Source organism: Enterobacter sp. RIT637, from assembly GCF_019718755.1.
In the GTDB taxonomy this organism is placed as follows: Bacteria; Pseudomonadota; Gammaproteobacteria; order Enterobacterales; family Enterobacteriaceae; genus Enterobacter.
On record NZ_JAIHAZ010000201.1, the window covers coordinates 1 to 513 of the forward strand.

Sequence of the window (513 nt, forward strand, 5' to 3'; positions counted from 1 at the left end):
GACCAGATATACAGCGGGAGCTTCCAGCCAAGCGCTTCTATACGAGCGCTGATGGCATGAGACAGGGAGTCCATGCTGCTTTCAGACGGTACCGGCAGCGGCTGATCCAGCCCTGGTGCTGAGAGCTGGTCAAAAGCCGAGGTGACCCACACCAGCCCGTCCACCGGGCGGCGGCGCAGTTTGCGCAGCGCGGTCAACCAGGCACTGTCCGCTGGCGTATTGAGGTCACCGCCCCACAGCAACAGTGTGCCGCGGTCTTCCTGCCAGAGCTGGCCTGTCAGGCCAGGGGTCAGTTGTTCCACCTCAGCGGCGGTGCCGGTTATCAGCAGGATGCGTGTTTTACGAAACCACAAAAATCCGTAAGTGGATCTAAGCTGCTGTCGCAAATCCCTGAGTGACAGAAAGCTGGAGGAAACAGCCTCTTTCTTGATAGACTGATTATCTTTACGAGCATTAATATTCTCAGGGCTGTAAATGATCTGTGCCTTCCTCTGTTTTCTCTGTAGCCAGAAT

Annotated in this window: 1 pseudogene; it reads right to left on the reverse strand. The window is 56.1% G+C overall.

Features of this window, described 5'->3' with window-relative positions:
- A pseudogene (locus tag K5E19_RS24000) lies at window positions 1-371 on the reverse strand (type VI secretion protein VasK); the annotation flags it as partial.
- Window positions 372-513: the final 142 nt, after the last annotated feature.